Genomic DNA, 17833 nt, shown 5'->3' with positions numbered 1-17833 from the left:
ATAGGCTCCGTGCGTGACCCCCGCATCTTCCCGCCGCCGCGACCTGCCGGCGATCGTCGCGTCTGTCGCGGCCACCGTGCTCGGCGCCGGCCTCGGAGAGCTCGCCGCGGCGATCGTCGCGCCCACCGCGAGCCCGTTCGCCGTCATCGGGGGCGGCATGATCGACCTCGCCCCCGCGTGGGCGAAAGACCTGGCCATCGACCTCTTCGGCACGGGCGACAAGGCCGCCCTGCTGGTGGGCATCGCGGTGCTGCTGCTCGTCGTCGCCGGCGCCGCGGGCGTGCTCGAGCGGCGCAAGGCCCCGTGGGGTCGGGTCGTGCTCGTCGCCGTCGGGGTCGTCGGGGCGATCGTGTCGTTCACGCGGGCGGATGCCGGCACCCTCTCCCCCGTGCCGTCGCTGATCGCGGGGGCAGCCGCCGCTCTGGTGGCCGGGGTGCTGATCGCCCGATTGCGGCGCGGGCGCGCGTCTGCGGCATCCGATGACGACGACGGCGTCACCCGCCGCGGCGTTCTCGCCCTCTCGGGCGTGGCCGTGCTGGCCGGGGTGATGGCCACCGCCGGATCCTTCGCGTTGAGCGGGGGCGCCCGGGCCGTCAGCGCGGTGCGGGCCGCACTGCGCCTGCCCTCGCCCGCCACGACGACGACCGTCCCCGCCGCGGCCGACCTCGGAATCGACGGGCTCTCACCCGTCGTCACGCCGTCGGCCGATTTCTACCGCATCGACACCGCGCTGATCGTGCCCCAGATCGACCCCGCCACCTGGACTCTGCGCGTGCACGGCCTCGTCGAGCAGGAGGTCGTGCTGCGGTGGGACGACCTGATCGCCCTCCCGCAGAAGGAGACCGTCGCGACCCTCGTGTGCGTCTCCAACGAGGTGGGCGGGTCGCTCATCGGCACCGCGCGCTGGCTCGGCGTTCCGATCCGCGACATCCTCGCGCGAGCCGCGCCGACGGCCGAGGCCGACATGGTGCTGTCGCGATCGGTCGACGGGTTCACGGCATCCAGCCCCCTCGAGGCTCTCACCGATGACCGCGATGCGCTGCTCGCGATCGGCATGAACGGCGAGCCGCTGCCGATCGAGCACGGCTTTCCGGTGCGCCTGGTGGTGCCGGGCCTGTACGGCTACGTCTCGGCGACGAAATGGGTGAGCGAGCTCGAGGTCACCCGCTTCGATCGCGCCGAGGGGTACTGGACCTCGCGCGGCTGGTCGGAGCGCGGACCCGTGAAGCTGCAGTCGCGCATCGACGTGCCGCGCTCGGGGGCGCAGGTCGGCGCGGGCGAGACCGTCATCGCCGGTGTCGCCTGGCAGACCCACGTCGGCGTCTCGGGTGTCGAGGTGCAGGTCGACGACGGTCCCTGGCAGAAGGCGACGCTCGCGACCGCGATCTCGGCCGACACGTGGGTGCAGTGGAGCCTGCCGTGGAACGCCGCGAGCGGCTCGCACGTCATCCGGTGCCGCGCGGTGTCGGCCACCGGCGAGACGCAGACCTCCGACACGGCCGCGCCCGCTCCCGACGGCGCGACCGGCTGGGATCAGCGCACGGTGTCGGTGGCCTGAGCCTTCTCGCGTCAGGTGCCGGATCGCGGCACCTCACGCGAGTGCGGGAGCGGGGCCGGCGAGGGCTCAGGCCGCGAGCACGTGCCGGATCTGCTCGACGGCCCAGTCGAGCTCGGTCGCGCGGATCGTCAGCGGCGGGGCGATGCGGATCGTCTGACCGTGCGTGTCCTTCACGAGCACGCCGCGGGCCAACAGCTTCTCGGCGACCTCGCGCCCGGTGCCGTACGACGGGTCGATGTCGACGCCGGCCCACAGGCCCGCGATGCGCACAGCCGTGACGCCGTGGCCGATGAGCGTCTGCAGAGACGCCTCGAGGTGAGCGCCCAGCGCCTTCGCGCGGGTCTGGAACTCCCCGGATGCCAGCATCTCGACGACCCGCAGACCCACGGCCGCGGCCAGCGGGTTTCCGCCGAAGGTCGAGCCGTGCTCGCCAGCGTGGATGACGCCGAGCACGTCGTCGTTCGCGACGACGGCCGACACGGGCAGGATGCCGCCGCCCAGCGCCTTGCCGAGCAGGTACACGTCGGGCACGACGCCCTCGCGGTCGCACGCGAAGGTCTCGCCCACGCGCCCGAGACCCGACTGGATCTCGTCGGCGATGAACAGCACGTTGTTGTCGGTGCAGATCTCGCGCACGCGCTGCAGGAACCCCTCGGGCGGGATCACGACGCCCGCCTCGCCCTGGATGGGCTCGATCAGAACCGCGGCGGTGTTCTCGTCGATCGCGGCGGCGATGGCATCCGCGTCGCCGTACGGCACGTGCACGAAGCCTGACGCGTAGGGACCGAAGTCGTCGTGCGCGGTCGGGTCGTCGCTGAAGCCGACGATCGTGGTGGTGCGGCCGTGGAAGTTGCCGTTCGCGACGATGATGGTCGCGGCATCGGCGGCGATGCCCTTGGTGCGGTAGCCCCAGGCACGCGCGACCTTGATGCCGGTCTCGACGGCCTCGGCACCCGTGTTCATCGGCAGCACGGTGTCTTTGCCGCAGAGCTGCGCGAGCGCCGTAGCGAAGGGACCGAGACGGTCGTTGTGGTACGCGCGGCTGGTGAGGGTGAGGCGTTCGAGCTGCTCGCGCGCGGCGGCCAGGATCGCGGGGTGACCGTGGCCGAAGTTCAGCGCGGAATAGGCCGAGAGCAGGTCGAGGTACCGCTTGCCCTCGACGTCGGTGACCCACACGCCCTCGGCGCGCGAGACGACGACCGGCAGCGGGTGGTAGTTGTGGGCGAGGTGCGCGCCCTCTTCGGCGATGAGACGTGCGCGGAGGTCGTCGACGGTGGTGCTCATCGCGATCCGCCTCGCAGTTCGAGCGTGCAGCACTTGATGCCGCCGCCGCCGAGCAGCAGCTCGGACAGGTCGACCATGACGGGGGTGTAGCCGCGCTCGCGCAGCTGCGCCTCGAAGCCGACGGCGCGCGGCGAGATGATGACGTTCTTGCCGTCGCTGGCCGAGTTGAGGCCGAAGACCGCGCCATCGGCATCCGACACCCGGATGGCATCGGGGTAGCGCTCGCGCAGGATCGCCTGGCTCTTCTCGTCGAACGCGGTGGGGAGGTAGGCGATGTTGGCCTTCTCCACCCCACCGGTCCCTGAGCCTGTCGAAGGGCCTTCGACGGGGTCGAGCACCGAGATCGCGGTGTCGAGGTGGTAGAACCGCGGGTCGGTCAGCGTCAGCGACACGACCTCGCGCGAGAACACCTCGCCGACCTCGCGGTGGCTGTCTCCGGTCGAGCGGAAGCCGGTGCCGGCGAGGATCGTGTCGCCCACGAGCAGGAAGTCGCCCTCGCCCTCGTTGACCTCGACGGGCTCGGCGACCTCGAAGCCGTTCGCCGCGAACCAGTCGATGAACGCGGGGGCCTCGGCGGCGCGCTCGCGGAAGCGGAACTTCGGGCCGTACGCGATGCCGTCGATCACGAAGCCGCCGTTGGCCGTGTAGACCATGTCGGGCAGGCCCTCGAGCGGGTCGATGAGCTCGATCTCGTGGCCGAGCGCGATGTAGGTGTCGTACAGCGTCTGCCACTGCTTCACCGCGAGGTCGGTGTCGGTGGGCCGCGAGGGCTCCATCCACGGATTGATGCTGTAGCTCACCGTGAAGTGCGAGGGGCGGCACATGAGGTACCGGCGGTGCTGCTGCACCCGCTCGGTCGCCGTCGCGTCGGCCGTGGTGGCGGTGGGGGTAGCGGACATCTCTGCTCCTCGGAGGAAAGGTGCGGCGGACGCTGTCCTGGGGCTCGGTGGCCCTTCGAACCCGTGCGACGCTCACCAGGTTCATGAGGCGCCGTGCGGGGAAAGGTCGGTCCGAGCACGCCGGTGTCATTCTCGCACGCGCGCGCGGAGGGGCGCGAGCGACGCGGCGGCTCGGCCCCGCGGCCGTCGCACGGCGTCATGCACGGCATGCACTGCACCGCCCCGTGGGAGGATGGCGGCGATGTCTGCCACCCTCGAACATTCCGTCGTCCTCGACGAGGCCGCGGGGGTCGTCCGCATCCTGGATCGGCGCGTCTTCCCCTCCCGGGTGGAGTGGGTGGATGCCGCGACGCCCGACGAGGTCGCCACGGCGATCCGCGACATGGTGACCCAGAGCTCGGGTCCGCTGTACGCCGCGACCGCGGGCATGGCCCTGGCCGCCCTGCAGGCGCGCGAACTGCCGGTGGGCGAAGCCCGCGCCGCCCTCGGCCGCGCCGGTCGGGCGCTCGCGACGGCCCGACCGACCAACGCCCACCCGCGCGACGCCGTGGCCCGCATCCTCGCCGCGGGGCGCGATGCCGACGACACCGCCACCCTCGTCGCGGCCACCGTCGACACCGCCGCCGCCGTCGACCGCGACTACCGCGAGGCGAGCCTGCGCCTGGGCCGCGCGACGCTGTCGCTGCTGCCGGAGTCGCCGCGCATCCTCACCCACTGCTGGGCCGACGCCTACCTGTTCGGACTCGTCGCTGCCGCCCGTGAGGCGGGACGCGAGATCGAGTGGATCGCCACCGAAACCCGCCCCTACCTCCAGGGCGCCCGTTTGACGGCGCACTCGCTGCGCGAGCTGGGCCAGAAGGTGACGCTCATCACCGACGGCATGGCCGCCGCCGCCCTCGCCTCGCCGCGGGGGGTGGGGACGGGACCGATCGACGCGGTCGTCACCGCCGCCGACCGCGTCGCCCTCGACGGCTCGGTGGTCAACAAGGTCGGCACCCTCGCTCACGCCGCCGCGGCGGCGGCGTTCGGCGTGCCGTACTTCGCGATGGTCGAGGCGCCCGATCCCGGTGCTCCGACCGGCGCCGACATCGTCATCGAAGACCGCGACCCGCGCGAGGTGCTCGAGGTGCTCGGTCAGCGCACGGCGAGCCCCCTCGTGACCGACGCCTGGTACCCCGCGTTCGACGTCACTCCCCCGCGCCTGGTCACCCGCATCGCCACCAGCCGCGGCACCTTCGAACCGGCTCGCGTCGGCGACCACTTCACCGTCGACGCCGACGCGCCCGCGCCGACTCCGGCCGTCGTGCGCCGCCGCGCCCTGGACGAGCCCGCACCCGTCGCCGCGACCGTGCAGCCCGACACGATCGCCTTCCACCCCGTTCCGATCACCCCCACCGAAGAGGCCTCCGAATGACCCGCATCTCCGCCGACGTCGTCGTGCTCGACATCGAGGGCACCACCAGCGCCGCCGGCTTCATCCTCGGCGACCTCTACGACTACGCGCGCCCCCGCCTCGACGAGGTGCTGGGCCGCGACGACGACACCGTGCGCGCGGCGCGGGCCGACGCGATCGTCGAGACGGGACTGGATGCCGACGCCACCGACGCCGAGATCGCAGAAGCGCTGCGCGGACTCATGGCATCCGACGTCAAATCCACCCCGCTCAAGACGCTGCAGGGCATCATCTGGGCCGAGGGCTTCGCCGCGGGCGAGATCCACTCGCAGTTCTTCGACGACGTTCCCCCGCGCCTGCGCGCCTGGCACGAAGACGGCGTGCGCCTGGCCGTGTACTCGTCGGGCTCGATCGCCTCGCAGGTGCCGTGGTTCCGCCACGCGCCCCAGGGCGATCTGACGGTGCTGGTCGAGGACTTCTTCGACACCGTCAGCGCCGGCCCCAAGAAGGAAGCGGCCTCGTACGAGCGCATCTCCGCTGCCCTGGGCGTCGCCCCCGAGCGCGCGCTCTTCCTCACCGACCACCCCGACGAGGTCACCGCCGCGCGCGCCGCCGGATGGCAGGTCGTCGCCCTCGACCGCGCCGGCGAACCCTGGGCCGGATCCGATTTTGGCACCGAGACGGTCGCCTCGTTCGACGAGCTCGAGGTCGCGCGATGACGCTCCCCCACCCCGACCGGGTGCGCGCAGCCGGAGCCGCCCTCGCGGCCGAGGCCTCGCGCTTCTCGGGCTACGGCTGGATGCGCGGCACCTCGGGCAACCTCTCGGTCGTCGTCGAGCGCGACCCGCTCGTGCTCGCCGTCACCGCCTCGGGCCTCGACAAGTCGGAGCTCACCGATCGCGACGTCGTGCTCATCGACGCGGCAGGCGACGCGCTCGACCCGCACGACACCCGTCCGCCGTCGGCCGAAGCGGGCCTGCACGCCCACATCGCCGCGCGCACGGGCGCGGGCGCGGTGTTCCACGTGCACGCGTTCGACGCCGTGGTCGCCGGTCACCGCTGGCCCGAGGGCGTCGAGATCCGCGACATGGAGATGCTCAAGGGCATCGGGCACCTCGCGCACGGCGAGACCGTCACGGTTCCGGTCATCGCGAACGACCAGGACATGCGCGTCGAGGCAGCCCGCTTCGACGAGGTCTACGTGCCCGCGACGGCCGAGGTGCCCGAGGTGCCCGCGCTCATCGTCGCGAGCCACGGCATGTACGCCTGGGGCGTCGACGTCGCCGCGGCCCGCCGCCACCTCGAGATCGCGGAGTGGCTGCTGCGCTTCGCCGTCGCCACGCGCTGAGCGCGCCTCAGCCCAGCAGCTCGACCGTCAGCGCGGTGAGCGTGCGCGGATCGCTGTCGTCCAACCGCGCCGTGCCGAGTCGGCGGGCGGCGCGCAGCACGAGGCGAGCGGCCTCCGCCTGCTTGGGCGCGGGCAGGGTGAGGATGTCGGCGACCTTCGAGAACCCCACGATGCGGCGCACGGCCTTCGCAGCGCCGTACACCGCCGCATCCGACCGCACCTGCGCGAGCGTGTGCTCGAGCACCTCGTCGCCGTACACGCGCGGGTCGACCCGGTCGGGCCAGCGTCGGCGGAACTCCGCCTCGAACGCGTCGACCAGCTGCACGGGCAGGCGCAGCAGGGTCTCGGCGTCGGCGGTGCGGCCGAGCACGTGCGCGCGGGCGGCGGCGATCACGAGATTCGCCCACACGGCGCCCAGGTCGAAGCCGGTCGGGCCGTAGGTGCCGAACTCGGAGTCGAACGCGCGCACTGACTCGCCCTCGGCCCGCACGAACACCGACCCGGTGTGCAGATCGCCGTGCATGAGGCTCTGCGTGCTCTCCTGGAAACGCTGCTTGGCCAGGCCCATCTCGCGTACGAACGCGCGATCGGCGCGCAGCTCGCGCACGTCGTCGGCGTTCGCGTCGAGCCAGCCGTTGTGCTCGTGGTCGACGTAGGGCTCGGTGAAGACGAGGTCTTCGGTGATCTCGCTGAGCTCGGGGTTGGTCGCCTCGGCGATGCGTCGACGGCGCTCGGGTCCCGGCGTGCCGAAGACGCTGGTGGCGAAGCCGACGGCGCCCACGTACTCGCCGAGCTGCGCCGCGGCGTAGGGGTGCAGGCGACCGGCGTTGAGCTCTCCGCGCCACACGGAGTGGTCGCTGAGGTCTTCGATCGAGAGGGCGAGGGCGTCGGCGTCGAAGCCGTAGAACCCCGGCACGTGCGCGGGGTCGATGCGCTCGTGCGCGCCGAGCACGACGGCCTCGCGGGCCGCGCGCTCGCGGGTGAGCGGCCAGGTCGGGTCGACCCGCACGTGGGGCAGCGACTGCTTGACGACCACGCCGTTGCCGGCGGCATCCTTCACGATGAAGACGAGGTTCAGGTTGCCGTCGCCGACCTCGTCGACCGAGACGATGGATGCCGGATCGACCGGCCCCGCGAGGTGCGGGCGGGCGGCGAGGTAGGCGGCGACGGTGCCGCTGGTCAGCTGATCGGTGACGAGGGTCATGATGCGGTGGTGCTCCCGGCGACGATGGTGGTCTTGCGACGGCGGAACGTGAAGCTGAACAGCAGGGCGACCAGCAGCACGACTCCCTTGCCGAAGTCTTGGATGTAGTACGGCAGCCCCATCATCGAGAACCCCGTGACCATCACGGCGATCAGCACCGCGCCGAGGGCCGTGCCCCACGCGTTCGGGCGACCGATGCCGAGCACCGACACCCCCACGAGCGAGACGGCCACGGCGTCGAGCAGCAGGCTGTTGCCGGCTGAGACGTCGCCCTGACCGATGCGGGCCGCCAGCACGAGACCGGCGATCGAGGCCAGGATGCCGCAGCCGATGTAGGCCGCGGCTCGGTAGGCGCGGACCCGGATGCCGGCGAGCCGGGCGGCCTCGGGGTTCGAGCCCACCGCGGCGAGCGCGCGTCCCCACCGCGTGCGGTCGAGCACGAACCACAGCACGATCGTGAGGCCGAGGAAGAGCAGGACGGGCACCGAGACCGGGCCGATCGCGCCGCGGTCGAACCACAGGAAGTCGGGCGTGAACTTGCCCGGAGCGGTGGTGCCGTCGTCGAGGGTCATCTGCGACGAGATCGACTTGCCGTCGACGATGATGAGCTTCAGCCCCACCACGGTGAACATCGTGGCGAGGGTCGCGAGCAGGTCGGGGATGCGTGCGAACACGATCAGCGCGGCGTTGACCGCGCCGATGAGCGCTCCCGAGACGAGCACGACGCCCACGGCGATCCCACCGACCTGACAGGCGATGACGAGGGTCCACGCGGCGATCGACACGGCGAACCCGGCGTTGGCGCCGACCGAGAGGTCGAGGCCGCCCACGGTCATCGCCAGGGTCACCCCCAGACCGGCGATGCCGATCGGGGCGATGTACTTCAGCATCCCGAACACGTTCTCGGGGGTCGCGAACGCCGGCTCGGTGAGGGCGAAGAACACGATGAGAAGCACCGTGACGGCGACGAAGCCCCACTTCGCGACGGCGTCGATCGCGCGGGAGCCGAGGCCCGCGCGCACGGGCGCGGCGGTGGACACGCTAGTCATGCGATTTCCTTCCGGTGGCCGGGGTCATCCAGCAGCGCAGCGACGATGCGCGCGCGGTCGAGGGCTCCGGCGGGGGTGTCGAGCACGATGCGTCCCGAGACGAGCACGACGATGCGGTCGGCGACGTCGAGCACTTCGTCGACGTCGCTCGAGAGCACGACGACGGCGGCGCCCTCGGCGGCCCGCGCGCGGGCGGCGTCGCCGATCCGGCGGCGCGCGCCGATGTCCACGCCGCGGAACGGCTCGTCGAGCACGGCGACCCGCGGACCGGTGCGCAGCCAGCGGCCGACGACGACCTTCTGCTGGTTGCCGCCCGAGAGGTCGTCGACGCGCGCGTCGGCCGAGGGCGCGACCACCCCGTAGGCGTCGATCACCTCGTCGGCGGCGGCGTGCTCGCGGCGCGTGGCCATGACGCCCGCGCGCGACAGGGCGCGCAGCACGGGCAGGCCCACCGTGTGCGCGATCGACCAGCCGGGCTGGATGCCCTGGCGCTGCCGGTCCTCGGGCACGAGCACCACGCCGGCGGCGATCGCCGCGGCGGGCGAGGACGGCCGGTAGGCCTCCCCGTCGAGCACGAGGCGCGCGCCGCTCGCGGGACGCACCCCGGCGATGACCTCGGCGAGTTCGGTCTTGCCTGCTCCGAGCAGGCCCAGGATGCCGGTGACCTGGCCTCCCGCGACCGAGAGGCTGAGCGGGTCGCTGCCGGGGAGCAGCGCTGCCCCCTCGACGGCGAGCACCTCGCCGGTCGCGGGGAGCGGCTCGGTGACGTGCTGCTGGAGTTCGGTGGGGACGCCGAGCATGGCCTCCAGCGCCGCGTGCCAGTCGAAGGGTCGCGCGGCGTCGAGTTCGAGCCGGCCGTCGCGCAGCACCACGATGCGGTCGGCGAGACGCTCGATCTCGCCGAAGCGGTGACTGACGAACAGGATCGACAGGCCCTCGTCGCGCAGCGTCCGCAGCACCGCGAACAGGCGGTCGGCCTCGGCGGCGGTGAGCGCCGACGTGGGCTCGTCGAGGATGAGCAGTCGAGGAGTCGAGCGCAAGGCCCGGGCGAGCACGAGCAGCTGGGCGTCGGAAGTGCCCAGGCGCGCGGCATCCGCCCTCAGGACCTCATCCGACCACGACAGCCCCAGGCGTTCGAGGGCGGCCCGCGCGATCCGCTCCGCCTCGGCCCGGCGCACGAGACGGTGACCGCCGGTGGCGAGGTCGGTGAGGGCGAGGTTGTCGGCGACGCTCAGCCCCGGCACGATGCCGTCGGCGATGCGCTGGTGCACCGTCTCGATCCCGGCGCGGCGGGCACGCGCGGGAGACGAGAGCCGCAGCACCTCTCCCCCGACGGCGATGTCGCCGGTGTATCCCGCATTGGCTCCCGAGACGGCGCCGATGAGGGTGGATTTGCCCGCGCCGTTCGTGCCGAGCAGCGCGGTGATGCTGCCGGGCTCGAGCGCGAGCGAGACGCCGCGCAGCACCTGATTGGTGCCGAAACGCACGCCGACGCCGCTCAGGCGCACGACCGAGGTGTCGTGCGTCCGAGCGGCGTCGTGGAGGGGTTCGGTCATCCCGAGACCGCGGGCAGCCAGTCGGCCACCACGGTGTCGCCCAGCAGCAGCGACGGCTCGGCCTCGCGCAGCTGCGCGACGTTGGTGATGCCCTTCTCGAGCAGGAAGTCGCGGGTGATCGTGACGGCGGGGAACTGCACGCTCGTCTCGTCGAGCTGACCGGCGAGCTTCAGCGCGAGGGCGCGCACGACGGCGGCGCCCACGGCGGAGGGGTCGGTCGCGCTCGTGGCCACCCAGGGGCTGCCGTCGGCGGTCATGACCTCGATGTCGGCGTTCGAGATGTCGATGCCGTAGACCTTGACCTTGTCCTGCAGGTTGTTCTGCTGCACGGCCTGCACGACGCCCTTGGTGATCTCGTCGTAGGGGGCGAAGATCGCCTGCACGCCGGGGTTCGACTTCAGCGCCGCGTCGATGAGCGGGATGTTGTCGGTCGCGGTCGACTCGGTGACCTTGCCGGTGAAGAAGAGCTGGTCGAGACCGTGCTCCGAGACGACCTCGTCCCACACCTTCTTGCGGCGCTCCAGCGGGGCGAAGCCGTCGGTGCTGGCCAGGCCCACCTTCGCGCCGTCGCCCACGTCGGCGATCATCTGGTCGAGCACGCCCTGCGCCATCGACGCGTCGGACTGCGAGGTCACGATGACGCCATCGGTGTCTTTGAGAGCGAGGTCGTAGATGATGACCGGGATGCCGGCATCCACCGCCTCGTGCACTCCCGGCTCGATCGTGTCGGTCTGACCGTGGTCGACGATGATCGCGTCGGGCTTCGAGGCGATCGCCTGCTCGAGGTCGGAGGCCTGCTTGGCGTTGTCGTTGCGCGCGTCGAAGACGGTCAGGTCGATGTTGGTCGCGGTCGCCTGCGCCTTGGCGCCGGCCGTCCACGCGGTGAAGTAGTCGCCGGCGCCCGACTGCTGCACGAGCGCGACCTTCAGCGGCGCCCCGTCGAAGGGCGCGGGCAGGTCGGCGAGCTTCTGCACGGGGGCAGCGGATGCCGCCGGGGCCGAGGTGTTCTGCTGCGCGCAGCCGGTCAGGGCGAGGGCGGCGATGCCGGCGGTCGCGACGAGCGTCGCCCAGCGGTGAGATCGAATGGACACGGGGTCCCCTTCGTCGAGGGAGCGGAGTTGGGGGCGCGTCGCGGGCGGGTCCGGGCGGCCGTCGAGCAGTCAAGCAGCAGGCGCGATCGGCCGGTTAGTCGAGGTTGCACTTTGTTACACCGACGGCGTCGATCGCGCCTCGGGAGTGGGCATTCGGTGCGGATCGGAGACACAATCGAGTCATTCCGCTCATATCGCGTCGAGAGGAGGAGCCGTGACGCTCCTGACCGTCTGGAAAGAGACCGACCCGAGCACGCCCGTGCTCGAGACCACCGACGAGACCGAGATCCGCGAGGCGCTCGCCGAGCTCGGTGCGCGCTTCTCGCGCTGGGAGGTCAAAGACGTCGCCCCCGGCGCCTCGCAGGACGAGGTGCTCGCGCTGTACCAGGGCGAGATCGACGAGGTGAAGCAGCGCGAGGGCTACACCCTCGTCGACGTCGTCGCCCTCGACCCCGCGCAGGCGGACTACGACGAGGTGAAGACGCCGTTCCGCGAGAAGTTCCTGTCGGAGCACAAGCACGACGACGACGAGGACCGCTACTTCGCCAAGGGCGCGGGCGTGTTCTACCTGCACGCGAACGAGAAGGTGCACGCGGTGTACTGCGAGGCGGGCGACCTCATCTCGGTGCCGGCCAACACCACGCACTGGTTCGACATGGGCACCTCGCCCCACTACGTCAGCGTGCGCTTCTTCCACGACGACGACGGATGGGTCGGCCACTTCACCGGCAGCCCCATCGCGGAGTCGTTCGCCAGCTTCGACCAGCTCTCCGCGCGCCGCGCACAGCTGGTCTGACGCACGCACGAACGCCCGCTCCGCGCAGCTCCCCTCGGGGACCGCGCGGAGCGGGCGTTTCTGCGTACGGGATGTCGCGACCATCCTTGCCCTGCGGCCCCGGTTCGGGGCGGGATTCGCCGTTCGGGGCGTGAATTCTCCGCCCCGAACGACAGAATCCGCCCCGAACCGCTGACGGCGGCGCCGTCAGCCCACGCGACGCAGCGCCAGTGCCGCCCACGCGATGGGCGGGAGCGTGACGTGCAGGATGCCGTCGGCGAGGCGCGTCTCGAGCGTCGACGGCCCCACCCGCTCGGGGTCGTCGAGCGTGTTGCGGGCGTAGGGGTCGTCGTCGTGCAGCACATGGGCCTCCGTGATCTCGACCTCGCCCAGGCCGCTGACGTCGATCGCGAGCTCGACCGCGTCGCCGCGACCGCGATGCACGAGGAAGATCGCGGTCGCGCCCGTCTCGGCGTCATGCGTGGCCACGGCATCCACCGCCGACACCGTGCCGTGCTTGGCCGTGTCGATCGTGGGCGCTTCGACCCGCAGACGAACCGCGTCACCCTGCGCGAGGCGCGACGTGATCGCGAAGGGGAAGAACGTCGTCTGCCGCCACGCGGGCCCGCCGGGTTCGGTCATGATCGGCGCGATCACGTTGACGAGTTGGGCGAGAGAGGCGGATGCCACGCGGTCGGCGTGCGTGAGCAGCGAGATCAAGAGGCTGCCGAACACGACGGCGTCCACCGCCGAGTACACGTCTTCGAGCAAACGCGGGGCGACCGGCCAGTCGTCGATCGCGGTGGGCTTCACGGCGTCGACGCGGTCGATGTACCAGACGTTCCACTCGTCGAACGAGATGTCGATCTTCTTGTCGCTCCCGCGCACGGCTCCGACGTGGTCGGCCGTCGCGACCACCGCCTCGATGAAGCGGTCCATGTCGACGGCCGAGGCGAGGAACGAGTCGATGTCGCCGTCGTGCTCCTGGTAGTACGCGTGGCACGAGATCATGTCGACGTCGTCGTAGGTGTGGGTGAGCACCTCGCGCTCCCACTCGCCGAACGTGGGCATCGCAGCCCCCGACGACCCGCAGACGACGAGCTCGATCGACGGGTCCATCTGGCGCATGCCCTTGGCCGTCTGCGCCGCGAGCGTGCCGTAGTCGTCGGCGGAGCGGTGGCCGAGCTGCCACGGTCCGTCCATCTCGTTGCCGAGGCACCAGACACGCACGTCGAACGGCTCGGCGCGGCCGTTGTCGATGCGCTGCTGCGACAGCGCGGTCCCGCCGGGAACGTTGCTGTACTCGAGCAGGTCGAGCGCCTCGAGAACGCCGCGGGTGCCGAGGTTGACGGCCAGCATGAGCTCGCTGCCCGCCTTGTCGAGCCAGTCGGCGAACTCGTGCAGGCCCACCTCGTTCGTCTCCGTCGAGTGCCACGCGAGGTCGAGACGGCGGGGGCGCTGCTCGCGCGGACCGACGCTGTCCTCCCAGCGGAAACCCGAGACGAAGTTGCCGCCGGGGTAGCGGATCATCGAGACGCCGAGCTCGCGGACGAGCTCGAGCACGTCGCGGCGGAAGCCCTGCTCGTCGGCCTCGGCATGACCGGGTTCGTAGATGCCGTCGTAGACGTGGCGGCCGAGGTGCTCGACGAACCCGCCGAACAGACGGCGGCGTACGGCCCCGATCGGGAAGCGGGGGTCGACGGTGAGTCGGGCAGCGGTCATCGGTGCTCCTTGCGTTCGGTCTCAGACGCTACCGTCGCGCATCGCTCACGCTAAACGTTTTCGAAACTGGCGTCCCTCCCGCGAGCGCGTCCGCCCCGCGCGCTCGCTCCCGCATATCCCCGCGCGCGTGAGGGGTCGGAAAGGGTCGCCGAGAACCGCCCTGAGCGACAGAAATCGACCCCTCACGCGCACGGCGGACGAGGAGCCGCCTCAGATGACCTCGGCGCTCCACGGGTCGGGCCGACCGAAACGGAACGCCCCGATCGACACCGCCTGCTCGCGCAGGAACGGCAGCAGCTCCAGGCGGCCCGCCGTGGTCACCTCGTCGGCGTACAGGATCAGCGAGACGTCGGGACCCACCGCCTCGGCGACGGCGGAGCGCACGGCCGCCACCGTCGACGCCGGGCCGACCAGCCGCACGCGTGTCGGACGCGGCGCGGCCTGGAACGCCTCGAGGGGCTCGCCCTCCGCGGCATCCGGAACCACACCCGACAGCCGCTGCAGCCATTCCTCGTCGCTCTCGACCGACACGGGCACGCCGCTGTCGCCGAGCAGGTGCCGCACCGCGGCGGGGAGCCCCACCGGGGTGCTCAGGCTGTAGGTCGAGCCCGAGCGCACCGCGGCCACGAGCACGCGCAGCACGGCCTGCCATGCGGCGTCGGCCGTGGCGCGGATCGCGACGTCGGTCGGGCGGTAGCGGCGCAGGTTGCGCTCGACGCCGAGGCGCGAGACGTCGCGCACGCGTCCGTACTCGCGGTCCCAGGCGACGGCGTCGCTCAGCGCTCCGCGGCGCAGCCAGTCGAACGCCTCGTACGACAGCGAGGGCTGGGCCGCTTCGATCAGGCCCGTGATGCGGCTGTCGAGCCCACGCAGGTGCAGGGTCGACGACGCCGCCCCACCCGACGAGGGCCGCCACGAGCCGAGGGTCACGAGCCGGTTGGGCCCGCCCGACATCGCGCCGCCGCCGACGGTCGACGCCCCCCAGCCGCCGATCGGCTCGCGCTGCACGACGGCACCGGTCGACGGGCGGTTCACGCGCAGCACGGCCGCCTCGACGGTGTCGAGCCACAGTTCGAGGTCGGCGGTGTCGCGGGTGTGCAAACCTGCGACGAAACCCGAACCGATCGCGTTCTGCAGCTCGATCGCGCGGGTGACGGTGGGCGCGTGCAGCACGCCGAGCACCGGGGCGGCCACGGCGGCGCGGGTGAGGTGCGACCCGGCGGTCACGCCCGTGCGCACGCCGGGCGACCAGAAGCGTCCGGCGGTCTCGGGGCCGAGGTCGAGTTCGCGGGGCTCGACGAGCCAGTGCTCGCCGTCGCCGAGCACCGTGAGCGCGCGGCGCACCTCGCCGCTCGGCTCCTCGACGAGCGGACCGACGTCCGACAACGGGTCGTCGGCGGGCCCCACCCGCAGCGACAGCACGGCATCGCGCAGCTGGTCGGCGAAGCGCGTCGAGCGTGCGACGGCTCCGACGAGGATCACCAGCGAGGTCGCGGTCGCCGCCTGCCCCGCGCGGGTGAAGGCACTCGCGACGATGTCGGCGACGGCCTGGTCGATGTCGGCCGAGGGTGCGACGATCGTGGCGTTACGGCCGGCGGCCAGCGCCTGCATCGGCAGGTCGGGCCGCCACGTCGCGAAGCGCTCGGCGGTCGTGCGGGCTCCCGCGAGCAGCACGCGGTCGATGCCCGGGTGCACGACGAGCGCGCGCCCCGAGGCGTCTTCGTTCAGGTCGACGAAGGCGAGCAGATCGCGGGGAACCCCGGCGGCCCACAGGGCTTCGGCCACGACCGCTCCGGCGCGGCGGGCGCGGGGCGACGGCGTGAGCAGCACTCCGGAGCCTGCGACGAGGGCGGCGAGGGTCTCGGCGGCGCAGAGGCCGACCGAGGAGTTCCAGCGCGGAGCCACGACGGTGACGCGGTCGGGCACGAAGACGGCGCCGGGCACTCGGTCGAGTTCTTTCGCGGTCGCCGCGGCGTAGGCGGCGGAATCGACCGCCTGGCTCACCTCGGCGTCGGCCTCGCCCACGAGGGCACCGCTCTCTGCGGCGAGCACCTCGATGAGTTCGGCTCGACGCTGCGCCAGCGTACGGGCGGCCCCGCCGATGACGACGGCGCGCTCCGCGGCGGCGAGCGCGCCCCACTGCTCGGCGGCCTCGGCGACCCGGGCGATCACGGCGTCGAGTCCGACTTCGTCGTCGATGCGGCCGGCGGCGGCGGTGGCGTCTCCGGCGGTGGAGCCGGCGACGCGATCGAGCACCGCGAGCGCCCAGTCGCGATCGGCGGCGACGCCCGGATCCGTGTCGGCGACGTTGCGGAACCCGGGGACTCCCCCGGCGAGCTCGGCGCTCTCGCGCGCCGAGAACACCGCGGTGTCGACGAAGGCCTGCCCGCCGAAGAGCATCTGCTGCACGTCGGGGCCGAGGGCGGAGGTGTCTCCGGATGCCGCGGCCTCGCGGGCGATGCCGAGCACCGCCTGCGTCAGCCCGGCCTCTTCCGCGTCGTCGGCCGCGCGTTCGCGCAGGATCGCCTGCTCCTCGGCGAGGTCGCGCTGCGGCGCTCGGGCGGGCGGGGCCGGATCGGCGGCCGCGGCGAGCGCGCGGCGAGCGCGCGCGGCGACGCCCCGCGTCTCGGGCGGGTCGATCTCGTCGACGCCGTCCGCGGCGCGGGAGGCCGCGGGCACCGCCGACGGAAGGGCGGGCGCGGCGGTGACGGCCTCGACGTGCGCGCGGGCCAGGCGAGCGGCGACGTCGTCGAGGTCGTCGGGGTGGGCCGCGGCGACGGCGACCACGTGCGGGGCGTCGGGAGCCCACGATGCCGCTGCGGGCAGCACCGGGAGGGCGTCGGCTCCGGCCTCGTCGGCGAGGGCGAGCGCCAGCGCGGCGCGCTCGGGGTCGACGGTGGCGATCTCGAGAGAGAGCCCCTCGCGGCCTCGGTCGGTCAGGGCCTCCCGCAGGGCACGCACGAGCTGGGCGTCGACGGCGTCGCGGGCGGTGACGGCCGGGGCGAGCCACCCGTGGCGGGCGGCGTCCACGGCATCCGCCGTCTCGATCACGTCGTCGCTCAGCCGCACGGTGAGCGGCGCTCCCCCGGCGCTGACGCGCACGCGCGCCCAGGCGGCGAGTTCACCGACCGCCGCGACGCTCTCGGGCACGGCAATCGGCAGGCGGATGCCGGCACGCAGGCCGCTCAGGCGCGGCTCCTCGAGCACGCGGGTCAGCACGGCGACGGCGAGGTCGAGATCGCTCCGCCCCTCGACCACGAGCGTGACGTGCGTGTCGGCGGCGGCGGCATCGACGAACAGGGGCAGCAGTCGCTCGGCCGCGTGCTCGACGTCGGCGTCGAACGCCCACGGCGAGGGGGTCGCCACGGCGTCGGCGACCGACAGCGACACCCGGTTCACGTCGTCGCGCTGGACGAGCGAGCGGATGCCGTCGAGCCGGCGCCGCGCGGACTGCTCGCCGAGCACCGCGGGCCCGACCAGGCGCACATCGACCGAGATCCCATCGGCGGCGAGACCCGCCAGGCCCGCACCCAGACGCTCGGGGCGCGCGTCGAGGGCGAGGCCGGCGAGCAGGTCGCGCAGCGCACGGCGCGCGAGGGGCACGGCCGGGGCGGGGAGCACGGGGGCCACGGCTCCGCCGAGATGCAGGGCTCCGCGCACGAACCACGGCAGCTCGGCCGGGATATCGGCGGCGAGCCGGTGCAGAGCGGAGGCGGCGGCCGTCGTGCTCTCGGGACGCAGCACGCCGTCGACCGCAGCGGCGACGAAACGCGCCGTCGCGGGGTCGGTGGCCCCGGCGCGGGGCACGAGGGCGGCTGCGCGTGTCGCGGCCCGCGAGGCGAGGTCGGACGAGAGCGCGGGACCGGTGGCGGGCGGGTCGACGGGGCTCATGGTCGACAGCCTAGGCACGCCGCGCGCGCTGGCCCGGCGGCCCGCCGAGCGGCGGCGGAACGA

13 protein-coding genes are annotated in these 17833 nt (G+C 73.0%); 5 read left to right on the top strand and 8 right to left on the bottom strand.

The window, feature by feature from the left end; all coding sequences use genetic code 11:
• Positions 1–13: 13 nt before the first annotated feature.
• Positions 14–1558 (top strand): molybdopterin-dependent oxidoreductase, encoded by a 1545-nt coding sequence (locus ABXS86_RS12205; RefSeq protein WP_353664632.1) that lies wholly within the window; start codon positions 14–16, stop codon positions 1556–1558.
• A 66-nt stretch (positions 1559–1624) separates the two neighbouring features.
• Here ABXS86_RS12205 and rocD read toward each other — a convergent pair whose 3' ends face one another.
• Together rocD and ddaH are read right to left on the bottom strand one after the other, a co-directional pair.
• Positions 1625–2842: an ornithine--oxo-acid transaminase gene (rocD, locus tag ABXS86_RS12200; RefSeq protein WP_353664631.1), complete on the bottom strand. Its 1218-nt coding sequence runs from the start codon at positions 2840–2842 to the stop codon at positions 1625–1627.
• Positions 2839–3741, bottom strand: a complete 903-nt coding sequence (gene ddaH, locus ABXS86_RS12195; protein WP_307206828.1) for a dimethylargininase — start codon at positions 3739–3741, stop codon at positions 2839–2841. The genes rocD and ddaH overlap by 4 nt, the downstream gene beginning before the upstream one ends.
• 241 nt (positions 3742–3982) lie before the next feature.
• Between ddaH and ABXS86_RS12190 the strand changes: the two genes are divergently transcribed.
• Genes ABXS86_RS12190 through mtnB form a run of 3 tightly spaced genes read left to right on the top strand, consistent with a single transcriptional unit; the run spans position 3983 to position 6482 of the window.
• A complete protein-coding gene (locus ABXS86_RS12190) occupies positions 3983–5155 on the top strand; it encodes a hypothetical protein (protein WP_353664630.1) in 1173 nt (390 codons plus the stop codon).
• Positions 5152–5853 (top strand): acireductone synthase, encoded by a 702-nt coding sequence (gene mtnC / locus ABXS86_RS12185; RefSeq protein ID WP_307206832.1) that lies wholly within the window; start codon positions 5152–5154, stop codon positions 5851–5853. The genes ABXS86_RS12190 and mtnC overlap by 4 nt, the downstream gene beginning before the upstream one ends.
• Complete coding sequence (mtnB, locus tag ABXS86_RS12180; protein ID WP_307206834.1) at positions 5850–6482, top strand: methylthioribulose 1-phosphate dehydratase; 633 nt, start codon at positions 5850–5852, stop codon at positions 6480–6482. Before mtnC ends, mtnB begins: the two co-directional genes overlap by 4 nt.
• Positions 6483–6489: 7 nt before the next feature.
• Here mtnB and mtnK read toward each other — a convergent pair whose 3' ends face one another.
• The 4 genes from mtnK to ABXS86_RS12160 are packed head-to-tail and all read right to left on the bottom strand — an operon-like array spanning position 6490 to position 11382.
• Positions 6490–7686, bottom strand: a complete 1197-nt coding sequence (mtnK, locus tag ABXS86_RS12175) for an S-methyl-5-thioribose kinase (RefSeq protein ID WP_307206836.1) — start codon at positions 7684–7686, stop codon at positions 6490–6492.
• Positions 7683–8735: an ABC transporter permease gene (locus ABXS86_RS12170; RefSeq protein WP_353664629.1), complete on the bottom strand. Its 1053-nt coding sequence runs from the start codon at positions 8733–8735 to the stop codon at positions 7683–7685. The genes mtnK and ABXS86_RS12170 overlap by 4 nt, the downstream gene beginning before the upstream one ends.
• Positions 8732–10291 carry a sugar ABC transporter ATP-binding protein gene (locus ABXS86_RS12165; RefSeq protein ID WP_307206841.1) on the bottom strand — a complete coding sequence of 520 codons (1560 nt, stop codon included), beginning with the start codon at positions 10289–10291 and terminating at the stop codon, positions 8732–8734. The genes ABXS86_RS12170 and ABXS86_RS12165 overlap by 4 nt, the downstream gene beginning before the upstream one ends.
• A complete protein-coding gene (locus tag ABXS86_RS12160) occupies positions 10288–11382 on the bottom strand; it encodes a substrate-binding domain-containing protein (protein WP_307206843.1) in 1095 nt (364 codons plus the stop codon). Before ABXS86_RS12160 ends, ABXS86_RS12165 begins: the two co-directional genes overlap by 4 nt.
• A 214-nt stretch (positions 11383–11596) precedes the next feature.
• Here ABXS86_RS12160 and ABXS86_RS12155 point away from each other — a divergent pair, with 214 nt between their 5' ends.
• Positions 11597–12178 (top strand): 1,2-dihydroxy-3-keto-5-methylthiopentene dioxygenase, encoded by a 582-nt coding sequence (locus tag ABXS86_RS12155; protein ID WP_307206844.1) that lies wholly within the window; start codon positions 11597–11599, stop codon positions 12176–12178.
• 186 nt (positions 12179–12364) lie between these two features.
• Here the strand turns inward: ABXS86_RS12155 and ABXS86_RS12150 are convergent, their stop codons facing one another.
• Positions 12365–13879, bottom strand: coding sequence for an alpha-N-arabinofuranosidase (locus tag ABXS86_RS12150; RefSeq protein ID WP_353664628.1), 1515 nt, complete (start codon positions 13877–13879; stop codon positions 12365–12367).
• A 210-nt stretch (positions 13880–14089) separates the two neighbouring features.
• Positions 14090–17770, bottom strand: a complete 3681-nt coding sequence (locus ABXS86_RS12145) for a proline dehydrogenase family protein (protein ID WP_353664627.1) — start codon at positions 17768–17770, stop codon at positions 14090–14092.
• Positions 17771–17833 lie beyond the last annotated feature (63 nt).

Source organism: Microbacterium sp. che218 (assembly GCF_040436305.1).
Lineage (GTDB): Bacteria > Actinomycetota > Actinomycetes > Actinomycetales > Microbacteriaceae > Microbacterium > Microbacterium algihabitans.
Note: the sequence above shows the minus strand (reverse complement) of the source record. Positions and strands in the feature narration are given on the sequence as shown.